This is a genomic window from Pedobacter sp. GR22-10 (genome assembly GCF_026239715.1).
GTDB lineage: Bacteria > Bacteroidota > Bacteroidia > Sphingobacteriales > Sphingobacteriaceae > Pedobacter.
Genome location: NZ_JAPIVR010000004.1, coordinates 244,888 through 265,919 on the forward strand (window position 1 = coordinate 244,888; position 21,032 = coordinate 265,919).

Here is a 21,032-nt window from a genome sequence, read left to right on the forward strand (position 1 = left end):
AATGGGAATGTTTCAGCAGGATAACAAAACACCAAACCTGCGAAAAATACCGAAAAGACTAAATGATGTATGATGTATTAGTCATAAAATAGATATAGTGATGTTATTAATATTCACCCGATAATTAAATTGCCTTCAATAAAAAAGGAGGATAAATAAAAAGCCCTGGTCGTGTTTCCACAAACCAGGGCGCATACTTTAAAATTTACTTTTTATAACAATTGCTTACAATTTAACCTCGCTTGCTGAAGTAGCATAAAGTCCGATTAGGGCACCGGTGAATCCTTTTGCCACATTTGTTGAAAGGATATCACCAGAAACGGTACCACCCAGATTGGTAAATTTCTTGTTTCCTGTAGCATAGCTGAAAGTGTAATCATCACCCTTTGCAGCTACCTTCAAATCGATAGGACGGTTAACATCAATTTTTACCTTTGCCAATATGGTTGATGCATTGTCTTCCGTACGTTGCAATAGAAGGTAATAATCATTATCTTTTTTAGTGACACCAAAAACATAGTGATAGCTTTCCTTTTGCAGACAAACAATTCCGGCCAGGTCTTTATCCGTATCTGGTTTATAATTCATCGTTACCGTGGTGGAAAAGCTATTGTGCTGCTGCCGCTGAAACAATGCAGAAATGGGTTCAGCCGCTTTTACATCTTTAGCAAAGGGCTTAATCTGCAAACCATTGGGCGTTACTGCAGCAAATTCTTCTCTTGGCCCTCTTAATCCAATCCAGCGGTAATCCAGCTTTCCTGCAGAAAAGTTATCCCGGAAAGTAAAGTTTCCATTTGGAAAAAAACCAGGTTTGCCGGTGTTATTTTTAACCCCTGCAGGCATTTTCAGTTTTGTTTTCAAAGGCTCCAATCCACCTTCAAAAACAGGAAACTCTCCATCCCAGTTTACCGGAAGAATATACGTTTCGCGACCAGTATTTACACGGTCTTTTTCATTTGGCCTGATGCCCAGGAATACGCCATAATACTGTCCGTTCGGACCTTCTACCAGATCAGCATGACCTGCCCAGTCTATTTTATCTGCCCTTTTAGCCGGAAGATGACGCTGACTTAAAATTGGATTTTTTGCTGAAGGTACATATGGCCCTTTAACGTTATCGCTCACAAAAATAACCTCACTGTGCGCACCGCCTGTACCGCCTTCGGCACACATCAGGTAATACTTATTATTCTTTTTATAAATGTGCGGCGCTTCAATCCATATCGGGCGCTTGCTCAGGTCTACCCCGCCATTCACAATAATTTTATCCGTACCCGGAATAATCTGGTCATTTACCAAATCATACTCCCAGATTTTGATGGCACGGTGACCGGTATACAATTCCTTTTCAGGAGCATCATTGTGCACCACGTAGGCCTTTCCGTTATCATCAAAAAACAATGACGGATCGATGCCATCAAATTTTAGTTTATAAGGCTCACTCCATCCTTTGGCCGGATCTTTTGTTTTCACCACCATATTCCCCATTCCGCCTGCAATCTGCGTGGTAATCATGTAGAAGGTATCATTAAGCTTGTTGTATAAGATGGCTGGTGCATAAATGCCGGCACTCATGCCCGAACGTGCCACTTTTAGTTGCGAAGTGCGGTCTAATACGTGTCCGAGTTGTTTCCAGTTTACTAAATCTTTAGAATGAAAAATAGGAACCCCCGGAAAGAATGCAAAAGAGGAAACCACCAGGTAATAATCATCTCCTTTTTTGGTGATGCTGGGGTCTGGATAACACCCCTGAAGGATGGGTGTATAAAACTCATCGGCTTTTAGGGGATATTTTTTATAAATATCATCGTCACCCTGATAAACGTAATTACTAAATAAAGGAATAGCTGATGGCACTGGTTTACGGCCATCAGCATTCTGAGTAAAAGCGCTAAATAAAAAAAAGGTGAAGCAGGTTAATGCACCTGCGAGTATAAGTTTAAAAGAAAAATATGGTTTGTCCAGATTTTTCATTTTCAGAAAAAGGTTTTCAAATGGTTTGTTCATAAATCAGTTTATATTGGTTATTCCAGATGAATGCTGGCCATTATCACCACACATTCATACCCTTAATAAATTCCGAAGATAGGCCTATCAGATACCGCAGCGTTGAACTATTGACTAAATTATTAGCATTATTGTTCAATTTTGGTATAAAAAAGGCCTGTCTTTTTATTCTGTGCTCCGAATGGAAGGCTTTTCTGACAAATGGAAATAATCAAAATCAACATAGCCACCTGATTCTTTTTCTGCATAGTTAAAAAGTGCAAAGCGATAACCCATAAAGTGCGGAATGGTATAGCTCATTTTTACCGGATCGCCAATGCTTATCCATGCTTTTCCATCCAGGCTATAAAAGAATGTAGCGAGATCTTTTCTTTCAGCAAAATTGCAATCAACCCTGAAGAATATGTTTTTTTGCTGAATGGGAATTGCTGTTGATAATTTGGCTTTCCCCCCGGTAGCATTAACGAAAACGATCGACTTATGCTCATTTTCTACTTTTATACAGATTTGTCCATAATTTTTCTGTAAAACTGCCAGGCCGGCAAAATCACCGTTTTTCATATTGGAAAGATCCAAAGACGTAGTGGCCGATGAAAACGGGCCGATGGTGCGTTGCGTAAGCGTATTCCTGGCAGTAAGAAAGCTGGTATCAATACGTCCGGTAGTTAACCGCAGATAACCTTTTCTTTGGTGAACCGACCAGTATTGTGCATCAGGATTATGGTTCCATTGCCAAACCAGTGGCAAATCACGTTCTCCTTTTTTTCGGATAAATTCATCTGAAGCAGCAATCGACGGAATCATCCCTTTACTTTTTGGTAAATGAAGTGTTTCGGGCACTTTGCCGTCAATCCCTAAGATGGGCCAGTCATTTTCCCATCTGATCGGCACGAGGTAAGGAATCCGTCCAACGGCGCCATTATCCCGAAACAAATAGGCAAACCAGTCTCCTTCAGGTGTATCAATCATGCCACCTTGCGCCACACCCTTATCCTGTAAAGCTACTTTCCCTTCATAAGGGCCGAATAAATTATCCGAGCGGTGGATCACTACGGTCCGCATTCCTCCTTTTGGCCAGGTGATATTGAACAGGTAGTATTTTCCTTTCACCTTAAATAATTGTGAGCCTTCGGCAGGCAAGCCGCCTGCATTACCCGAAGGCATTCCGGCATCTTCTATTAATATACGTTCAGGCACCTCGGTATTGATTCCGCTGAGGTCAGCCTTCAGCTCAACCAATTTAATTTTCCCGCTGCCATATACCATGTAGGCTTTTCCGTGATCAAAAAATAAAGAATGATCATGAAGACTGGGTTTGAAATCTATCCTTTTCCAGTTTCCTTTTTCGATATCTTTGGTACTGAAGATGGTCGTCTTTCCGGTAGTCTGAGCGAAAGTGCTCACATAATAAATCCCCTCATGATAGCGCAAACTGCTCGCCCAGGTACCTTTTCCATAGGCACTTTTACCATTAACCAGATTCAGTGCATCTACATTGGCCAGTGTATCATAGGCGTAACCTACCATTTGCCAGTTCACCAGGTCTTTTGATTTCATGATCGGCAAACCCGGGCTCATGTGCATCGTGGTGCTGCTCATGTAATAGGTATCACCAACCCGGATCATGGAAAGATCGGGTACATCGGCAAAAATAACCGGATTTTGTGCCTGTTGCTGAGCAAATGCCTGCAGGTTTAACAAGGCGATAAACAGCAGACAGGCCAGTAATTTTCTCATCTTCATTTTATATATTGTTTTGATTGTAAAGATCATTTTAAAAGGAGTGTGTAAGATTTACCTGCAACTGTAGGAATATCATATAAGAAAGTCTCCCGCAAAACCGGTTCGGCAGTTACTGCATGTTCAGACAACTGGGCAGCAGGTGTTTTAGCTACGGCATAAAATACATTTGGATTGCTTCCCTTAGCGGGTTGCAGTACAAATCCCCGGCCTTTCAGTTGATCGGGCACCCGAAGACGCAGGTTACCGCCAATGGTTGACCTGATTACAACTTTAGTCAGTTTACCCGCTACCCATCCCATTTCCTTTACTTCAAAACCTCCCCTGGCGCGTAATCCTTTTATCGTTCCCTGCTTCTTCCATACCTCGGGAAGTGCCGGCAGGAGCTGCAGGGCTTCATCAGCACTTTGCATCAGCATCTCCGTAATCCCGGATGTGCAACCAAAATTTCCGTCAATCTGAAAAGGCGGGTGCGCATCAAAAAGATTGTTATAGGTACCTCCACCGCCCGGATTTACGCCTAATGGTGTCAATTGGTTCTGGATCAGCTGATAGGCATGATTTCCATCCTGCATCCTGGCCCACCAGTTAATTTTCCAGCCCATGCTCCAGCCGGTTGAAACATCTCCCCGCTGCAATAGCGTATTTTTGGCTGCCGAAAAAAGTAAGGGTGTGCGATATGGTGAAATCTGATTGGAAGGGAAGAGCCCATAAAGGTGTGAAATATGACGGTGTTTGTCATTCGGACTGTCGATATCATCCAGCCATTCCTGCAACTGCCCGTACTTACCGATGTGCATCGGGGGTAATTGGGCCCGCATCTTCGCCAGGCTATCGGTGAAATTCTGATCAATGTTCAGGATTTTTGCGGCCTGGATCACCGAAGAGAAAACATCAAACACGATCTGGTTATCCATGGTTGTGCCGGCATCTATAGATGAACCCCCATGTGCCTGGGGTGCATTTTCGGGGGAAGTGCCCGGATTAACCACCAGCCATTTATATTTCGGGTGTACTACCAGAAAGTCTTTGTAAAAAGCCGCTGCTCCTTTCATCACCGGATAAACCGTTTTCAGGTAGTTTTTGTCGCCATTATAGAGATAATGTTGCCAGAGGTGCTGACTTGTCCACCCGCCACCGGCATTCCAGATGCCCCAAAATGCCCCATCCACAGGGCCGGTACTTCTCCAGATATCCGTGTTATGATGGGCGACCCATCCTCTTGCACCATACATGTTCCTGGCTGTGACTGTACCGGTTTCAGCCATTTCTTTTACCATTTTCAGAAAAGGTTCATGCAATTCAGCAAGATTAGTAGGTTCTGCCGGCCAGTAATTCATCTGTGCATTGATATTGATGGTGTATTTACTATCCCAGGCCGGATAAAGTTTATCATTCCAGATGCCCTGTAAGTTTGCCGGCTGCCCCCCGGGCTGCGAAGAACTGATCAGCAGATAACGCCCGAACTGGTAATAAAGGGCTACAAAAGCCGGATCATCTACCTTTCTGAAATTTGCCAGCCGCTGATCCGTAGGTAATGCAGCAGCAGGAGTTGTTCCCAGGTCCAATTGCACCCGGTTAAAATATTTTTGATATTCTGCTACATGGGTATGATACACGCTGGCATAAGATTTTGCCACGGCCTTTTTCAGGTATGCTGAAGCACGGGCAGCAGCATTTCCACTCACATCAAGATAATTATTAAAATTGGTGGCAATGGAAATATAAACCGTAACCGCATCTGCCCTTTTTACCGTGATACTGCTGTCTGAAACCATGGCACTACCCCCTTCATTTTTGAATTGGCTGATAACCTGGTATTTTACTTTTCCTTTTACCCCTTCATGGTCACTTGAAGTGCCTTCCATCATCAGGTCTTTTGCTTCCGAAGACCTGACCACATTTTTGTGTGGCGTAGTATAAGTTGCTGAGAAAGAAATTTGTCCAGGCTTGCTGGCCGTAAGCCGCATCACAATCACCCGGTTACCAAAAGCGGCAAATGTGGTTCTGGTATAGGTTACCCCGGCAACTGTATAGCTGGTTTTCGCCACAGCCTTTTCCAGGTCCAGTTCCCGACGATAGTTTTGATAAACTTCCTGACCTGGAAAACTGAGTTCGAGATTTCCTGCTGGCTGAAAAATCTGTCCGGAAGATTTTTTTCCAAACATCACTTTATTGGCCAGGTTTTCTGCCGCTTTGTGTTTTCCATCAAAAATCAACTGCCTGATTTCTGCTAAATAATTGATGGTTTCCGGAACATCATTCTGGTACGGGCCTCCGCTCCAAAGCGTATGTTCATTGAGTTTAAGGATTTCCCGTTCCACATTTCCATACACCATGGCACCAAGCATGCCATTCCCCACAGGCAGGGCATTTTCCCACACTTTTCCGGCAGGCTGATGATACCAGAGTTTTAATCTGGAATCATCAGCTTGCTGGGCTTTTAAAAAAGAACTAAAAGCAGCTGAAAATAAGAATATGAATGTCAGTATCCTGAGGTGTTTGCCTGGGTTCATTGAAAGGTTTTATTGTTTTAGGAATGGATATCGTTTATTCAGGCTTCACTAAACGGACATAATAAACCCTGCCGGTAGCTTTCTTATCCAGGGATACAAATTTCACCCGGATATTTTGTTTGCCTTTAAGCATGCTTACGGGAATTTTATATTCCTGGTTGTAAAAGCCTGGTTTATGTTGCACGGCAGCAGGATTAACGGTTAATAATTTTTGATCGTCAATCAAAATATCAAACTGACCATTGGCATTGCCTATAGTATGATAACGGACATGAAGTAACAACGCTTCCGAACCGCCGGTACTTAACTGATAACTAAAATATCCGCCGTTGCCGGCATCCCGCCAGAATTCATCCAGGTAAGATCCGCTTTGAGAACGTTCGCTCTTCAGCTGATGATCCACCTCGGGCTGCTGCTCGCCGGGGGCTACAAAATCCACCGTACGTGCTGAAAGTGCCATTTTCTCCGCCTCTGATCGCTTTACCTCATTCAGATAATCTTTATATTGATCTGGTGTTAAAGCCATCCAGTACATCATATACCTCGAATCATGGATGCGGTAAAAGGGTTCAAGCGTTAGTGGTTCGGGATTAATAATTTGTTCATTGACAAAAGAAAACTGCATGGGATGACCCGCAACCGGAACAAGCTTACCGGAGATTTTAGTTATATCCTGATCAATTAAAATTGGTGCCTGATCAATGGCTAACTTCTGACCACTGGCAATATGCCCCCAGCGACTATCATTTGCGATCAGTCCGTTAAGGTGTTCCGTTTTGGTTTTGGCACCCAGCAAAATTGGTCCGTGCATAATGGCCACATATTCCGGAAGGTTAGGCAGACGCTCAATGGTTGATTCCATCGGCATATCAAGTTCTACCACATCCCCTTTTTTCCACTTACGCTGAATAGCGATATAAGATGAAGGAGATAAGGTATAGCTTATTTTTTTTCCATTGATTTTGACTTCCATACTATCCTTTTTCACCCACGAAGGGTGTCTGAGCAGGAGGGTAAATGCTGCTGAACCATTTGTTACGGTTAGCCGGGTACGCGCTTCATCAGGAAACAGGGTTTCTTGCTTTAGTTTAATATTCTTTTCTTTCCAATCCAGTTCAGAAGCAATAAACAGATTCAGGTATAAAGAATCTTTACGGTGTGTATAAATAAATTCGTTGTATTTACTATGGTTTTCCATGCCACTGCCCACACAACACCACATGGCTTCATTCGGTGCTGAATAAACCCGGTAGTGCCTTGGCCTGGCTGGTGTAAAATAAACATATCCGCCATGTTGCGGATGCTGCGTAGAAAGAATGTGGTTGTAGAGTGCGCGTTCGTAAAAATCGGCGTATTTCGCATCCGGTTTCTCCCTGAACAATCCCTCGGTAAGTTTAAGCATATTGTAGGTATTGCAGGTTTCAGGGCCTTCCACATCGTTTACAAAATCAGCACTGGCAGCGGCACTCGGAAAAAACTCCCTGCGGCTGTTTCCACCAAAGGCCAGACTGCGTTTTCCGGTAACGGTTTCCCAGAAAAAATGCCCCGATTCTTCATAAGCACTATTGTGGTTTAATTCGCCGATCCGCTGAAAACCAATGGCCTTCGGCACCTGTGTATTGGCATGTTTATTATCAAGGTTATCCTGATCATTTGACATTGGTTTGAGTAACATCTGATGCGAAAAACGCATGGCTGCATTCAGGTATTTCTGGTTACCGCTAAGCTGATAGGCATCAGCCAGCACCTCATTCATTCCGCCATGCTCTGTATCTAACATTTCCTGCATCTGTTGTTCAGAAAGGCCTGATGTGATGTCAATGGCCCAGTCGCAGAATTTAAGAAAAACATCCTTGGCTTCCGCACTTTTTCCGTATACCCAGGCATCACGCAATCCGGCAAATGTTTTGTGTAAGTTATACCAGGGCACCCAGGCCGCCTTATAAGCTTTAAAATCTCCGTTTTTAAGTTTCGACCATACCTCACGACTGTTTGGTACGCCACCTGCATAGCCTTTTCCCCAGTCAGGCTGCCCTGCCGTATTTTTGCGCTGGCATGCTTTCAGCACCTCAACCATTTTATCCATGCGGCTTTTACATTCCGGGTTATTGGTAGAAGCATAATTAAAAGCCAGCGCAGAAAGGTAATGTCCGCCAACATGCCCGTCAAGGCCATCCCAGTTTTTATAGCCACTTTTAACAACTGGCAGCTGGGCTTCCTTCAGGTAAGGATAGAGTAATTTATCCAGATCATAACTCAATAAAGTTTGAATGTTGAGGTCGCGGGCATGGCCAAATGGCCCTTTAAGCAAAGTGACCTGCTCGAGTGGAAAGGTATTGGGATACAACTTGTCCTGTGCAATCACGGTTCCGCAAAAGCTTGTCATCAGTACAGCAGCAAAGCATTGCGGTAAAATAGTTTTAGCGGCTGGAAACTTCCATAGCATCTTCATCATTATATTATTTATATCGTGTTATTTAAAAAGTAAGGCAGAAAACTGGTAAAGATTATTGCGCCATACCGGCCAGGTATGGCCGCCAGGGTACTCCTGGTAAGTGTAATTGATGTTTAAATTTTTCAGTTTATCCATCATGACCTGACAGTTTTTATAAGCAATATCTTCCTTACCACCCATGGCAATCCAGAACTGTTTCAGGTTAGCATTGATTTTTTCACGGTTGTTTTTCATAAAATCGTATTGGGCATCGGCTACCTCATTTTGGCGACCAACAATCCAGCCGGAGCTGAACACGCCCAGATATGCAAAATCAGCTGTATTTTTGATTCCGGTATACAGGGTATGCATTCCGCCCATTGATAAACCTGCCAAAGCGCGGTTTGCAGCATCGGTTTTGGTACGGTACGTTTTTTCCACAAGTGGAATGATCACCTCCTTGAGTTCGGATTCAAACGTTTTTAATCCGCTTTCAGCAAAAGCCGATCCACCCACGTTGGCATCAGGCATGACAATGAGCATGGGTTTGGCCTTTTGCGCCGCGATCAGGTTATCCAGGATCAGATCAGTTTTCCCCTGGTTTGCCCATCCCGTTTCATCTTCACCTCCTCCGTGGAGAATATAAAGCACCGGATATTTTTCACTGGTACCGGCATCATAACCTGGTGGCGTATATACATACAACTGTCTCCAGGAGTTGGTGACTTTAGAAAAATACTTCTTCAACCGGATATCACCATGTGGCACATCTTTCAAAGCATAATAAGCACCACCTGTAAATGGGATTTCGATACCACTAGCCATCCTGCCCATTCCATAATACGTTTTACTGGCCGGATCGGCTACCGGAATGCCATCGATAATGAGCGAATAATAGTGAAAGCCTTCGCCAATAGAATCAGTGGTGGCTGTCCATTTTCCCTGGCTATCCTTTACCATATCATATTTTTTGCCTAAATCTACCTGTACCTTTTGGGCTTCTGGTGCAGAAATACTAAACATCACCCGGTGATCATCCAGAATCTGCGGATATTTGTTTGATCCGATATTAGTTGAGGCCGGTGCTCCTGCTACCGGATATTTAGAGAATGTGGCGGTATCTACAGGTTTGAAAATTAACTGCGAAAACATATACAAACCATCTTTCCATACCTTAAAATCATGTACACCTGGCTCAATGAAATAAATATGCGGGACATCATTTTTTTGCAGGTAACCATGTATACGCTTGCTGAAGCTGATGAGGTTATCACTTGCCCCACAGGAAATAAACAATAACTTCAGCATTTCTTTTGCTTTTTTAGGATCAGGTACCAGTTCCTGAGGCAATTTGGTATTTGGTGCAGAAGAAAATCCACCTACCCAGGCAAATTTATTCAGATTGCCTAAGCCAAAGTTTAAAGATTGGCCTCCGCCCATTGACAAGCCGGCAATTGCCCTTTGCTCGCGGTCTTTGTAGACGCTTAATTTCTTCTCCACATATGGAATGAGATCATTCAGCAAGTCTTTTTCAAAGTTGGCAAAGGCTTCTACTTTATCTTTCGCCATAATGTTACCCGTTGCACGGTCATCTTTCATGGCTCTTCCGTTTGGCATTACCACGATCATCGGTTCAATTTTCCCATCTGCATACAGATTATCAAGAATGACCTGTGGTTTTCCACCCCTGAACCATTCTTTTTCATCACCTCCTATGCCATGCAAAAGATATAAAACCGGGTATTTTTTATTTTTAGCGTAACCCGGCGGCGTGTAGACCAGGGCCCGGCGATTGTTTCCAACAGTTTTGGAAGCATAAGTCAGGGTATCGATTTTCCCATGGGGTACATTTGGTTTTTCTACGTCAAATTCCGGCGGGCCCGGTGTTACCATGCCCTGTGAGAAAGCCGGAAAGGTAAATAGCGCTGAAATGCCGAAGAGCAAGGCGATATGAAATTGTGAAGGTTTAAGCATATTTGGTTAGGTTAATTAAGGTTATCAGGCACAGCAATGCTGTCTGTGCTGTTGCATTTTATGATTGAATGGGCTGGTTTAGCGTTTACTAACGGCAGCGACACCTTCAGTTGTTTGAATGATTTTCTGAATCGTACCATCCGGATTGTAATGCATATAATCGATGCAAATTGATCTTCTGTAACTTCCACCGGTTGGCAACGTGCCGTTATGATAGAAAAAATAGGATTTTCCTTTAAAATCTACAATGCCCGGGTGCGTAGTAAAACTATTGGCTACGTTTTCCTGAATAATCCCTTTGTAAACCCAAGGGCCCTGCGGACTTTTAGCCATACAATATTCAATCATTTCGGGTTTGGTGCCTGCGCCCGCATAAACCAGGTAATAATTTCCCTTTCTTTTATAAACCCAGGGGCCTTCTATATAGTTTTTAATATCCAATACCGTAATCGGCCCATCCAGCTCCGTCATATTTTTTTTAAGTTTTACACTTTTGCAACTGCCGTTGCCCCAGAAAAGATAGGCCTGGCCATCATCGTCGATAAATACAGTAGGATCGATATCATCCCATCCGTGTTTTTTATCTTTGGTCATTTCATTGGTGATCAGTGCCTTTCCTATCGCATCTTTAAATGACCCCGTCGGATGATCTGATACAGCAACCCCAATCGCCATTCCACCGCCACTTTCCGCATTTTTCTGATGCCCTGTTGATACAAACCAGTAAAACTTACCGTTACGGAAAATACATTGTGCAGCATAAGCATCTCCGCCTGCCCATGAAAATGTTTTGGGTGAAAGCAGCGCGCCATGGTCTTTCCAATCGACCATATTCTGAGAAGAAAACACATGCCAGTCGGGCATTTTATAGTTGGTATCTTTTACTGTAGCCGTATCATGCCCGGCATAAAGATAAACGGTATTTTTATACACGATTGGTGCCGGATCGGCCGTAAAAATATTTTTAATAACGGGATTCTGTGCCTTTAAATTACTTTGTACGGAGCAGATCACCGCAATCAGCAGCATCAGGTAAGGAAATTTCATATCGTTCGTATTTGGTTAGTTTAATAATTAAACTGCAGGGATTTAGTCTTATTTTTTTAACAGCGAAAGCATTTGTGCAGCATATCGCTTTCCAAGTTCACGGTAACCCGCAGCATTAAAATGAAGTTTATCAGCAGCTACCGTACAACCTTTTGAGGAAATGACATGTGCAGCAGGAATGGTTTGAGGCAGCTTTGCAATGATATTGTTCATACTGGCGCAAACCCCACCCTGATCTGCATTCACAACCTCGCCCGCAAGCAATGGCACCTCACCAGGTTGCAGATGAAGATCCTGAAGCAGGTGATCATAAACGCCTTTTACTTTGTGCACCCATAAGCTATCGCCGGTATTGGATTCCCCCTGATGGAGCAATATTCCTTTAATAACGCCTTTTTTCTGTGCTTCCTTTGCCAGGCTTAATAAACGACCATAAGGATTACCATCATATTGCTGAAGCATACCTTTCATCCATTCTGGTGCAGTGGCCGTATAAGAGGTATAATTGTCTTTATCAAATAATTCAATTTTGCATCCGCCGACAGCTACGACAATCACCCCAACGCGTACTTTTTCAGGAAGTTCAGCAACCATGGTGCGCCCGAAATAATCAATTGGTGTTAAGCCGGTATTGCAACGGGTTAAAGGCGGAACGGCAGTGTACCATTGATTCATTTCCCGCTTCAAATCCGGACAATTAACCGCCTGCAAAACCTGAAAACGAGGGTCAACCTGAACGGTATCCTGTGCCTCAAAACGGGCATTTCCTTCCATATTTGACTGGCCCAGGCAAAGGTAAATATGAAAATCCGGGTCTTGTGCAAAGGAAGTAAATGGCAGGGTTAAAAATAACAGCGCAGGTATAATGATCCTTTTTAAATTAACAGGCGATAAAATTCTGGTTAGCAGTTTTTGGTCATTCATGGTGATAAATTAATATTCATCGTGCCTTTCCTGATTTAAAAAATCACTATAACTTAATAATGACCCGATCAGGAATACCACAGGATAAAACTAGGCGATATGCCCGTTTCAGGCGGGAAGTTTTGATGATTATTATAGAAAATATGTTTACCGTTGATTTTAAGAGGTAACGCTTTGGATACAAACATCTTTAAGTACCCTGAATGAAAAGAATAAAACAGGTATGGAAGGTCATTAATTAACCTGAAAGTTAATCAGGCTACCTGTCAGTACGAAACGGTGAGGCCGGAAGGTTTTCCTGGTTATATAAATTTGGATTAACCGGATTATCTGCCCAGGCATAACGTACATACATCGGCTTTTCAATCTGTGATGAATGAACAATCACCTGATCACCTTTAATTTCTGCATCTGCCCATACAAATTTCTTGTCTGCACCGGCAATTTCAAACTGTGAAAGGGCTTCTCCATCGATTGTTTTCAGGCCTGAACCGATATGATCAAAACGGAGGATCATCTGACGACCTTCAATAGCCGAGGATTTGTAAATTGGGCCCGAATAAACGAGATTTTTTCTTCCGTAACTCCATCGTTCAGCAATCAATGCCAGGCGTTCGCCAACATCTTTTTTATCATCCGGATGAATGTCATTCCACTCTCCAAGATCAATTGTAACGGCCATTCCGGTATGGGGTACCTGAAGTGTTTCCAGTGTTGCTTCTCTCAACAAAGCCCAGGCACTTTCACCTGGCTGATAGCGCATATCGCCGTAATTGGGCAGTTGAACATAGTAAAACGGAAGGTCAGGTTTTTTAAACTGCGTCCTCCAGTCCTGAATCATGGCTGGCAATAACTTTTTATAGGCCAATGCATTGCCAACATTACTTTCACCCTGATACCACAATACGCCTTTTATCCCGTATTGAATAGCAGGTGCTACCATCGCATTATAAAGTGCGGTAGGTTGCGCCTGTTCCTGAATGCGGAAGGGGCCCTTTCTAAATACAGGTCGATAAGTTTCTCCAACTTTATATTGCCATTCTCCTTTCAAACTGATTAGCTGTTGATTAGCTTCAATCGAATACGGTTTATCTGGCACAAAACCTCCTTTTCCATTTGAATTTTCAACCCGAACCACCAAAATATTTTTACCGGGCTTTAGTACGCCGGCGGCGACATGGTATCTTCTTTGAGGATACTGATAGCCCGTTGAACCCACAAGCGTTCCATTCAGGTAAAGGCGGTCTGCATCAACTATTCTTCCCAGCTGGATAAAAGCAGGAGCATCGGCCATACCTGCAGGGACTTCTATTTCTTTCCGGAACCAGACCACACCATCCAGATCCCGCACGCCCTGATCTTCCCAGTAACCAGGCAGATCAAACTTACGCCACCCTTTAGGCTGGTATGCCGGATCAAACCATTTCACCTCCTCCAGCAAGCCTTTATCGGCATTTACTGCCGGCGGGGTTTGGCTGGCATCGGCCATCCTGTTTATTTTGTTAACTGCAGCCGTGTCTTTATTACGGGCAATAACCTGACTGATTTCATCCATTCCTTTTAATCCGTCTTCCCCTGTCCAGGCTTCAATTGTGGTTCCGCCAACACTTGAATTGATGATCCCGATGGGTATTTTTTGTTCTTCATAGATTTTACGTGCAAAAAAATAAGCCACAGCTGAAAAATCATTGATGCCTTCCCGGGTGGCCGGTTTCCAGTTGCTTTTAGGCAGGTCTTTGGATGGTCCGTTTAAATTGGTGGCCGTGGGCACCCAGAATTGCCTGATCTGCGGATAATTTGCAGCAGCAATATCCTTTGCGTAGGTAATATTGTGGACCTTCAGCTGGTGTACCATATTGGATTGTCCGGCGCAGAGCCATACATCACCAAAAAGAACATCTTTTAATACCACTTTATTTTTACCGGAAAATTCCATGGTATAAGGCCCGCCCGCTTTCACGGCCGGAAGTGTGATGCGCCACTTTTCATCTGCACCTGCTGTAGTGCTGAATTGCTTTCCCTTAAAATGGAGTATCACCCGTTCGCCTGGTGAAGCCCATCCCCATATTTCCAAAGGCTGATCGCGCTGCAGGATCATGCTATCGCAGATAATATGCGGCAATCTGATCTGGGCATTTCCTGCCAAGGCCCCACAAAAAATAAGATATAGAAAAAAAATAAAGCGCTTGCTCAGGCTCATGCTATAATTGGTTAATCTTCAAATTTAGTTTAATTGCCTAAGCCAATAAAACAGATTTGAATAAAAAAGTGCGATAAATGTTTAAGTTGGCCTCCTATCGGCACCTTTTCGCTGAAAGGAAGAAGAACGTAAAAAAACAAACACCTGATCTGGAAACCCAATCGTTCACAGCTTTATGCCTGTGCTGGTTTGGAAACGAGCGTGAGCGGGGCAAGAACAATTTAATTCAAAGCCAACACCCAGATCAGGGTGACCATCTTACTTGTCCTTTGTAACATGATCCTCCAACTTCCGTTTCAGATTCATGTATTCAGAGGGCTGCATATTGTATTTGGCCTTAAATGATTTCGCAAAATAATTTGGCGTGGCAAAACCAACCATATAGGCAATCTGCGATACATTCAGATCGCTTTTTTCGAGTAATACGGTTGCTTTATCCAGCTTAACCGACCTGATATACTCTACTGGTGAAAGTCCTGTCAGTTCTAAAATTTTATGATAAAGCGAACCCCTGCTCATGCCCACATGTTTACTTAAATCTTCCACCGACAGCTTTGGATTGTTCAGGTTTTCCTCAATATACAGTGCAACCTTATTCAGTAAGCGGTTGCTATGCGATTCGATGACCACCTCTGGTGCCTGAACTTTAATTTGCTTGGTATAGGTATCCCTTAACCTTTGATTCAGGGCCAGCAGGTTTCTAATTTTCGCATGCAGAATTTCAAAATTAAAAGGCTTGGTCAGGTAATCATTTGCACCGGTTTCCAGTCCCTTGATCTGCTCTTCTTCACCTGTTAAGGCTGTTAATAAAATAACCGGGATATGGTTTGTACGCTTATCTGATTTCAATTTTTTGCACAATTCAATTCCATTCATATAAGGCATATTGATGTCGCTAACAATGATCTGTGGATGGTTAGCCAAGGCTTTTTGCCATCCTTCCTGACCATTACAGGCTTCATGTACCTTGAAAGATGATTTTAATCCATCCTTCAGGTAAAAACGAAAATCCTCATTATCCTCTACCAGTAAAATAGATGGAATTTCTCCTCCTGATGTTTGTTTGGCAGTTTCCTCATTTTCTTCCGCGATCACTTCAGTTTTTCCTGAATCAGAGAAATCAATGGTTAACTCCTCTGAAAATTCTGCTTCAGCAAATGGCAACTCAATGCAAAAAGTACTTCCCACACCGGGTTCGCTCTGTACGGTAATGTCTCCCCCATGCAGTTTCACAAATTCCTTTGCTATTGATAAACCAATCCCGCTTCCCTGATTTAAAATCGGAGCGATGCCATCGGCCTGAAAAAAACGTTCAAATATCTTTTTCTGGTCTGCTGTGTTGATGCCGATCCCCGTATCAGTAACCTTAATCACTAAGGCCGATTGACCGTTGCCTGCCGAAAATTCCTTTTTTTCCAGCTCTACGGAAATGGTACCACCCTGCGAGGTAAACTTAAACGCATTAGACAACAGGTTAAATAATACGCGCTCTATTTTATCGTGATCAAAAGCAGCATTAAAATAACGCAGCTGACTTTTAAAAATAAGCTGAATTTGCTTGCGTTCACTCAAATCATTAAATGATTCGAGTACTTCTTTAATAAAAGCCACAATATCGGTTTCCGAACGGTCTAATCTCAATTCATGATCTTCAATTTTCCTGAAATCAAGAATTTGGTTCACCAGGTTAAGCAAGCGCTTGGTATTGCGTTTAATCATGCTCAACGGCGCAACAACATGACTGTCTTTTTCTTCTGCAATCAGTTTATCTACCGGCCCCATAATTAATGAAAGCGGTGTACGGAATTCATGGCTCAGGTTGGTTAGGAATTTGATCTTCAGTTTATCCAGTTCTCTTAACCTTTCGGCTTCCTGTTTTTCCTGCATGCTGCGCTGATCGGCCTTCATTTTCTCCTGAACCACGGCAAATTCCCTTTTTAACTTCCGGATGCCACGGTGACGGATATACAGTAAGGATCCGGCAATTAAAACAACATAAAAAATATACGCATAAATGCTTCGCCAGAAAGGTGGCCGCACGTGGATACGGATGGAAGTTTCTGCTGCATTCCACAAACCATCATTGTTACTGGCTTTAACATGAAATACATAGTCACCCGGATCAAGATTCGTATAGGATACCGATTTAGAAGATCCGGCATTGATCCATTCATTATCAAAACCTTCTAAACGATACGAATAGCGGTTTTGCTCCGGCGCAGTATAATTAACGCTCACATAACTCAATGTAAAGCTTTGCTTATAATCCAGGTAAATATCTTTTGCCACTGAAATATCCTCTTCAATCGGCCCGTCTTCTGCCGGAAGAATGGAAGTATTGGATATTCTGAGATCAGTAAAAAGAACTGAAGGCAGATTTTTATTCTTTTTAAAATACTGCGGATTAAAATAATTAAAACCATCAGCACCACCAAAATAGATTTCACCATCAGGAGTGCTCAGCCCGGCGCCCACTACAAAGTTATTGTTCTGAACGCCGTTATAAATGGTATAATTGGTGAACGTATGTGATTTTCGGTCAAAGCTACTGATGCCTTTATTGGTGCTCACCCATATCTGTCCCTGCCTGTCTTCTTTTATAGCGTATACAGTGGCATTGTTAAGCCCTTCCTTTTCACCAAAGGTGATAAACTTTTTAGTAGCCTGATTATACAAGCTTAATCCACCGCTGAACGTTCCTACCCATAAATCACCGGCATGGTCTTTCAGAATAGATAAAGTCAGATCATTGGGTAATTTATTTTCTGCTTTGTTCAGGATGGTAAACGTTTTTCCGGTTTGGTTAAAGACGGCTATGCCCGATCCGTATGAACCGATCCAGATATTGCCGGCGTTGTCTTCTTCAATAAAACGGATAAAATTATTACCGGGATAATCCACTTCATTGATGGCCTTCGGGTTTTTGCAGTATTTAATCAATGCCTTATTGTCGGCATTTAGCACATTTACTCCACCACCATTGGTTCCTACCCAGATTTTACCAGTGTGATCTTCTTTTATGCAGAAAATATCGTTTGAATTTAAGGCATCGGCACCTGTACCCTGTTTATACTGCTTCAGGTTTTGCGTGGCCAAGTCCATCACCACCAAACCATTTGAATAGGTACCCATGTAGAGTTTTTGCTGCCGGGTCAGTTCCATGGCCATGATGGATATGTTATTTAAGGCACTTCCATCAGCAAGGCCTGCATCAAACCGCTGCACCAGTTCTGTTTTGCGGTTAAACAAATTCAAACCTCCCCCATCGGTACCTACAAATACATCGCCTTTATATGCAGCAAATGATGTGACAACCGAACCATTCAAACCATTCCGGTCCAGAATATTACTTTGCTTCAGGTGAAATAAATTTAGGTTGGTATCATATTTACACACCCCACCGTGGTAAGGCCCAAGCCAGTAAATCCCGGCGCTATCTACATAGATGCAACTGATCGATTTGCCGGTCAGGCTGTAAATATCCCTCGAATCGGGCCTGTATCTCGACATCCTGCCACTTTTAATGTCCAGCACGTTTAAGCCATCTTCCGTTCCGATCCAGAGCTGATTCTTCTGATCAACAGCCAGGCTTCTGATACCATTATTCATCAGCGTATTCAGGTCGCCTTTATTATTCCTTAACGTTTTAAAACCTTTTCCTTCCGGAAGCAGCATACTCAGGCCATTTCTGGTACCAAACCAGATGTTTCCGGTTTTATCTTCCACGATTGATGAGACAGCGTTATCACACAAACCGGCAGGGTCAGAAGCATTATGCTGAAATAACCTGAAAGTATTGGTTGCCCTTTGGTATAAGTAAATGCCATTGTTTGAACCTACCCAGATTCTGCGTTTACTGTCTTCAATCAGGCAGTTAAAGGTGAGTGCAGGAAAAGAACCTTTGGAGCTATACTGGCGAAGGTGGTTTTTAATTTTGCGGGTTTTGGGATCAAGTTCATCCAAACCATTAAATGTGGCAACCCATATCTTACCTTTATAATCACTGCAGATAGAACGAATGATATTACTACTCAGTGCATCGGCTTTGTTTGCAGGGAAGGTAATAAAAGCATTTTTTTTCCGGTCAAATAAACTCAGAGAACCGCCCGAAGTACCAATCCATAAATTTCCGGATTTATCTTCATGCAGGGATCTGATGTCATTAGACTGGATGCCCGTAGAATCATCTGATTTATACCGGTATACGGTAAAGTTACTTCCGTCAAACTTATTCAGTCCGTCTTCTGTCGCGAACCACATCAAACCATAGTGGTCCTTTTGAATCGCATTCACCGTATTTGAAGAAAGTCCGTCTCTGATTTGTAGGGAAGTAAAATTAATTTTTTGTTCTTGTGCATGTCCGGACATTGCGAAAACCAGACAAAGCGTAAAACAAAAAACAGTATTTAAAACAACGCGGTTCAGCATGATGATTAGGTCAATTTTTTATTCCGGTTAACTTTAAACCTGCAAAATCTGATGATTTTCCAAGCGGTAAACCAGTTATCCTTTGCAAATAGGCCATGTGTTTGAACAGGCCTATTGGGAGATGATTTGGTTAAAGCCACCAATTTATATAAAATTTAATAGTACAGCGAATCAATTATTCATTTGATGATGATGAACATGCATTTCAGTCAGTTCAGCTTAAAGTTAATGTTCATCAATGCTTTAAAATAAGTGCTGTATGAAGCTCCGGTTTAAGCGGGGCGGTCCTGCCAGTTTGATGGTATATCATATTTGGTTATTTATTTTTGTCTGGTTACGGGATAGCCCCGGTTACCATTGAATTTGCTAAATTAGGACAAATGAAAACAGCGGAGTGTGATTATTGTAAAAAGTGCGGCAACAGATGTTCATTTTTATCCGTTTACAGGGTTAAAAAGCATTTCACATAAAGCATAAGGCGTGCAAAATCACTTTGTAATCTAATGGTTAGAAAACATTTGTTTCCGATATTTATCCATAAGAGCACTGTTAAAAATCAAAATGTGGCGAATTTGCAAATCCTAAAAAACCAAATATGACAAAAAGGAATGTGTTCATCATCGGTACCCTACTGTTGATGGCTTTTGGCATCATCATGACAGCCTTTAAACCAATGCTGCCGAAAGCAAAGGGTTTAAAAGACTATTACCGAAACTACTTTCCTATTGGCGTAGCCATTACCCCACGTGATCTGGATGGCACAAACAAAGCACTCATCCTAGATCAATTCAATAGCGTGACAGCAGAAAATGCCATGAAAATGGCCCCGATTCATCCTGTGGAAAATGAATACAACTGGAGAAACGGAGACGCTATTGCCGGTTTCGCCAGAAAAAACAACCTAAAAATGAGGGGGCATTGTCTGGTGTGGTACAATCAGGCACCGCGATGGTTTTTCAATGATGAACAGGGAAATACCGTATCAAAAGATTTATTATTGAAACGGTTAAAGGAACACATTCATACTGTAGTCAATCACTATAAAAAAGATATTTATGCCTGGGATGTCGTAAATGAAGTTATTGCTGACGATTCTACCTATTTCCGCAATTCGCAATTTTATAAAATAGCAGGTGAGGATTTTGTAGAAATGGCTTTCCGTTACGCGCATGAGGCCGATCCCAAGGCCCGTTTATTTTATAATGATTATAATACAGAACAACCTAAAAAGCGGGATAAAATTTATAAAATGCTAAAGACCTTGCTGGCCAGGGGCGTACCCATTCATGGCATCGGCTTACAGGGACATTGGTCGGTAAGTAACCCAAGCCGTTCCGAACTTGAAAAATCAATCGCGTTATTTGCCGGCCTGGGCCTGGATGTGCAGATTACCGAACTGGATGTTTCTGTATACGATGGCAACCAGGGCGGGCAGCTCATTCAAAATGCCGAACAAAAAGCGAAGGCAGAATTTACCCCGGAAATGGAATCGCGCCAGATGGAACAATATAAAATGATATTTGAAGTATTGCGGAAATATAGAAAAAACATTACCGGCGTAACCTTCTGGAACCTGTCTGACCGCTATACCTGGCTGGATGCCCGGGGCAGAAAAAATTATCCCCTATTATTTGACACTGAACTAAAGCCCAAAAAGGCATTTTATGAAGTGACCAAGTTTTAGATCTGATATTGGATCCACAATTTATCAACCTATAAAATATTAACCATCTGCTAAAACGATTAATTCGCCATGAACTTT

The 21,032-nt window shown here is 42.7% G+C and carries 10 protein-coding genes; 1 reads left to right on the forward strand and 9 read right to left on the reverse strand.

All coding sequences use genetic code 11. The features are described 5' to 3' along the window. Positions 1-225 precede the first annotated feature (225 nt). The 9 genes from OQX64_RS17620 to OQX64_RS17660 all read right to left on the reverse strand — a co-directional run bounded on the left by OQX64_RS17620 (position 226) and on the right by OQX64_RS17660 (position 19,270). On the reverse strand, positions 226-2,007 hold the full coding sequence (locus OQX64_RS17620) for a glycoside hydrolase family 43 protein (RefSeq protein ID WP_265819765.1): 1,782 nt from the start codon (positions 2,005-2,007) through the stop codon (positions 226-228). A gap of 165 nt (positions 2,008-2,172) precedes the next feature. Then, entirely contained in the window at positions 2,173-3,750 is a 1,578-nt protein-coding gene (locus tag OQX64_RS17625; protein WP_265819766.1) for a glycoside hydrolase 43 family protein, read from the reverse strand. A 26-nt stretch (positions 3,751-3,776) separates the two neighbouring features. Then, positions 3,777-6,263 carry a glycoside hydrolase family 95 protein gene (locus OQX64_RS17630; protein WP_265819767.1) on the reverse strand — a complete coding sequence of 829 codons (2,487 nt, stop codon included), beginning with the start codon at positions 6,261-6,263 and terminating at the stop codon, positions 3,777-3,779. 34 nt (positions 6,264-6,297) lie between these two features. Further along, positions 6,298-8,718 carry a glycoside hydrolase family 127 protein gene (locus OQX64_RS17635; RefSeq protein ID WP_265819768.1) on the reverse strand — a complete coding sequence of 807 codons (2,421 nt, stop codon included), beginning with the start codon at positions 8,716-8,718 and terminating at the stop codon, positions 6,298-6,300. An 18-nt stretch (positions 8,719-8,736) separates the two neighbouring features. After that, positions 8,737-10,671 (reverse strand): alpha/beta hydrolase-fold protein, encoded by a 1,935-nt coding sequence (locus tag OQX64_RS17640; RefSeq protein WP_265819769.1) that lies wholly within the window; start codon positions 10,669-10,671, stop codon positions 8,737-8,739. Positions 10,672-10,749: 78 nt separating this feature from the next. Further along, the gene (locus OQX64_RS17645; protein ID WP_265819770.1) at positions 10,750-11,718 is read right to left on the reverse strand and encodes a glycoside hydrolase family 43 protein; all 969 of its coding nucleotides are present in this window, start codon (positions 11,716-11,718) and stop codon (positions 10,750-10,752) included. Between the two features lie 48 nt (positions 11,719-11,766). Beyond that, entirely contained in the window at positions 11,767-12,642 is an 876-nt protein-coding gene (locus OQX64_RS17650) for a sialate O-acetylesterase (RefSeq protein ID WP_265819771.1), read from the reverse strand. A gap of 259 nt (positions 12,643-12,901) precedes the next feature. Next, positions 12,902-14,740, reverse strand: a complete 1,839-nt coding sequence (locus tag OQX64_RS17655; protein ID WP_265819772.1) for a sialate O-acetylesterase — start codon at positions 14,738-14,740, stop codon at positions 12,902-12,904. 360 nt (positions 14,741-15,100) lie between these two features. Next, positions 15,101-19,270 (reverse strand): hybrid sensor histidine kinase/response regulator transcription factor, encoded by a 4,170-nt coding sequence (locus OQX64_RS17660; RefSeq protein ID WP_265819773.1) that lies wholly within the window; start codon positions 19,268-19,270, stop codon positions 15,101-15,103. Between the two features lie 595 nt (positions 19,271-19,865). Between OQX64_RS17660 and OQX64_RS17665 the strand changes: the two genes are divergently transcribed. Next, complete coding sequence (locus OQX64_RS17665) at positions 19,866-20,954, forward strand: endo-1,4-beta-xylanase (RefSeq protein ID WP_265819774.1); 1,089 nt, start codon at positions 19,866-19,868, stop codon at positions 20,952-20,954. The last annotated feature ends 78 nt before the right edge of the window (positions 20,955-21,032 follow it).